At 55.6% G+C, this 408-nt stretch carries 1 pseudogene; it reads left to right on the top strand.

What is annotated here, in order from left to right:
- Nucleotides 1-408: pseudogene (locus L3D05_RS26325) on the top strand (hypothetical protein); the annotation flags it as partial.

Here is a 408-nt window from a genome sequence, read left to right as displayed (position 1 = left end):
GTACGAAGTGTACACGGCTGATGGAATCACTGTCGCGACGGATCTATCTACGGGCTACGTGGTGATCGTCACCGCGCAAGACGGAATCACGAAGGTGACCTATACGATCACCGTACAAGCAGCTCCGCCAAGCGGAGCAGCGACGCTGACGTCCACGATCGGAATCGTAAGTGCGGGAGGTACAGCGAACGAGACAATCTCGAATATTCCATTCGGCACGACGCTGGCCCAGTTGAAGAACGCTATTGTGACGGTGACGGGTGTGACATACGAAGTATACATGGGAGATGGAATCACTGTCGCGACTGATCTGGCCTCGGGCTACAAGGTGGTCGTCACTGCGCAAGACGGAATCACGAAGGTGACCTATACGATTACGGTACAAGCAGCTCCGCCAAGCGGAGCAGC

Source organism: Cohnella mopanensis (genome assembly GCF_022352055.1).
GTDB lineage: Bacteria > Bacillota > Bacilli > Paenibacillales > Paenibacillaceae > Cohnella > Cohnella mopanensis.
Note: the sequence above shows the minus strand (reverse complement) of the source record. Positions and strands in the feature narration are given on the sequence as shown.